Origin of the sequence: uncultured Legionella sp. (assembly GCF_937871865.1) — a bacterium.
Lineage (GTDB): Bacteria > Pseudomonadota > Gammaproteobacteria > Legionellales > Legionellaceae > Legionella.
Window position 1 is genome coordinate 1 of the sequence record NZ_CALMPD010000116.1, and the last position, 2,777, is coordinate 2,777.

Consider the following 2,777-nt stretch of genomic DNA (forward strand, 5'->3'; position numbering starts at 1 on the left):
GTTATTACTGGGTTCATCGCAGTCCAATGAAGATAGAAAAATATTTTATCGCGCTCAAATTCTATTTTGGCTGCTTGCTGCTATTGATGGGCATGCAAAAAATTTCAGTATCTTTATAGAACCAGATGGAAAATATCGATTAACTCCGTTATACGATATCATTTCAGCTTATCCTTTAATTGAACGGAAACAGTTACAAGCAAAAAAAATAAAAATGGCTATGGCACTTAAAGGAAAAAATAATCACTATGATTGGTTTAATATGCAACGTAGATATTTTATAGAGACAGCTAAAACAGTTCATTTCTCAGCAGAAATTGCCGAGAGCTTACTCGACGAGATGCTAGAGCAAGTTGACTCGGTTATAAATAACATCCGTATGAAATTACGAGCCTGTAAATTATTCTGTGTAACTATCCGTGTTAAACAAACTCAGTTAACCGCTCTTCGAATTCAATCATAAATCGATTGAGTGCGGGTCTCCAATCTCTAATCGGCATAGTCCATTTTTTAGAGGCGCCGATTATAGCAAGATACACTACCTTTTTGGCAGACGCATCCGAAGGAAATAGTTTTCTTTTTTTAACGGCTTTTCGAATAACGCTATTGAGTGACTCAATAGCGTTTGTTGTGTATATCGCTTTACGAATGTCTGCTGGGTAGTTAAACAAGGTATTAAGATTATGCCAGTGAGCGTTCCATGAACGGCTTATTTGTGGGTATTTTTCATCCCAGCGTGTAGCAAAGTGCTCCAGTGCAAGCAACGCCTCATCCTCTGTAACCGATTGGTAGATGAGCTTCAAATCAGCCGTAACCGCCTTATAGTCCTTCCATGGCACATATTTGACTGAGTTTCTGACCATATGCACAATGCAGAGCTGAATTTTAGTGTTTGGGAACACCGCATTTATTGCTTCAGCAAAACCTTTAAGTCCATCAATACAGGCTATTAAAATGTCTTTAATGCCTCGATTTTGAAGTTCTGTCAGGACATTAAGCCAAAATTTTGCACCTTCATTTTCAGAGATCCACATGCCCAAGAGTTCTTTATGCCCTTCGAGATTAACACCCAAAGCAAGATAAATGGCTTTATTGATGATCTGTTTGTCCTGTCTGATTTTTACCACGATACAATCGAGATAGACAATAGGGTAAATCATCTCCAAAGGTCTGGACTGCCACTCTATAACACGTTCAGTAACCGCATCAGTCACTTTGGATATGAGTGTAGGGGAAACATCCGCACCATACAGTTCTTTAAATAGAGAGGCAATCTCGCGTGTTGTCATTCCCTTAGCATAAAGGCTCAGAATCTTGTCATCCATTGAGGTGAGTCGAGTCTGATATTTTTTTACAAGCTGAGGTTCAAATGTTCCATTGCGATCTCGGGGCGTTAATAGTTCAAATTCACCATCTTCGGTTTTAAGCGTTTTGGGGGTATGGCCATTGCGACTATTAACTGACTCATGATGTTCATGCTTGCTATAGCCTAAATGCTCTTCAAGCTCAGCATTTAATGCTGCTTCAACGGTTATTTTCGAGAGCATTCGACTGAAATCATTCAGATCTTTTTCTGTCTTTAAGCTCTTAGCTGCCTCGCGGGCAAATATCTCTAAATCTTCTCTATTCATTACCATCTATCCTTAGCCTCAAGGGCTCTTATGATAGACAGTTACACAAATTTATCTACAGTCCCGAAATTACCTCCAGGATTTCCAACTAATATTTCTCAACCAATTTTTGATGGTTTACGATTGGCCTGTAATAAATTGATGAAACTACGGATGTGATATTCAATTTAAACCAGCCATGTCGAAATTCATGGGCTAATGCGGCTTAAATTTCTACTTCTGTATTGACTTCTTTCGTTTTGGTTCCTTCAGTGAAATCTAAATTAGCATTTGGAGTTATTTCAAATTCTTTAGGAAGCTCAAAAATGTAGCCTACGTAAATTCGTCCTATTAGTTTTCTAGTTCTTTTTTTTAATTCATCGACCGTTTCCTCTTCTACTTCTTCTTTTTTAAATTTTAGACCTGGACCTGCTCCAATAACCATATTCTTAACATATTAATAGTAGCTAGTCCGAATAGCTCATATTCTGTATCTCCTTCACGATTTCTGGGAATATTTTCTGCATCGATTAACACCCCAAATGGAAAAGAAACTATGCGGTGATATTCTACTCCATAAGTAAACGAATTTTTTCCCTTATTGTAAGTTGGGCCTAAAAAAACACCAACGGCATTATCTATTTCCTCTCGCACGTGTTTGGCTGCTCGCATTGGTGGATAAGAAAAAAACAATAAGAAATTGCATGCAAATAAAATGATTTGTTTTTTAAACATTAAATTACCCTTAAATTAAATATGTATGTCTAGTGAATTAAAAATTCAACGATCTCTTAAAAGAGTAATCAACAGCAAGGATTAGTGAATCAACAGGCCATGATTAAGGATCGAATGGTCAACTTTTAAAACTCCTACCAACGTTAATTTTTCAATAGTACGAGAATTTAATGAAATAAAATACCAACACAAAAAGTCAAAACTGTTATTTATTTAAATTTTTGTTATCATTCACAGGTTTATTCGCATCAAATAGCCTTGACCACCTGTGGATAAATCTCATTTAGAAAGTTCCTTTATTTTATCAATTTCCAATAAAAGCCACTAAGGCCTAGATTCTATAAGGATCTATTTAAATAATTTTTCTGGAAAAAACACAAGTTTAGTTGTTGTCACGAAATAGGAATTTTTTGTAGTTTATTGAAAAGTTTA

General features: G+C 36.2%; 4 protein-coding genes. 1 reads left to right on the forward strand and 3 read right to left on the reverse strand.

What is annotated here, in order from left to right; genetic code table 11:
* Nucleotides 1–463, forward strand: a 463-nt coding sequence (locus tag Q0495_RS06265) for a HipA domain-containing protein (RefSeq protein ID WP_298624187.1), incomplete at its 5' end; no start/stop codon positions are given.
* Here Q0495_RS06265 and Q0495_RS06270 read toward each other — a convergent pair.
* From Q0495_RS06270 to Q0495_RS06280, 3 genes are all read right to left on the reverse strand, one after another.
* On the reverse strand, nt 423–1,631 hold the full coding sequence (locus Q0495_RS06270) for an IS256 family transposase (RefSeq protein WP_298624188.1): 1,209 nt from the start codon (nt 1,629–1,631) through the stop codon (nt 423–425). The two genes, Q0495_RS06265 and Q0495_RS06270, sit on opposite strands and share 41 nt — an antisense overlap.
* A gap of 205 nt (nt 1,632–1,836) precedes the next feature.
* The gene (locus tag Q0495_RS06275) at nt 1,837–2,055 is read right to left on the reverse strand and encodes a hypothetical protein (protein WP_298624189.1); all 219 of its coding nucleotides are present in this window, start codon (nt 2,053–2,055) and stop codon (nt 1,837–1,839) included.
* The gene (locus Q0495_RS06280; protein ID WP_298624190.1) at nt 2,028–2,345 is read right to left on the reverse strand and encodes a hypothetical protein; all 318 of its coding nucleotides are present in this window, start codon (nt 2,343–2,345) and stop codon (nt 2,028–2,030) included. Before Q0495_RS06280 ends, Q0495_RS06275 begins: the two co-directional genes overlap by 28 nt.
* Between the last annotated feature and the right edge of the window lie 432 nt (nt 2,346–2,777).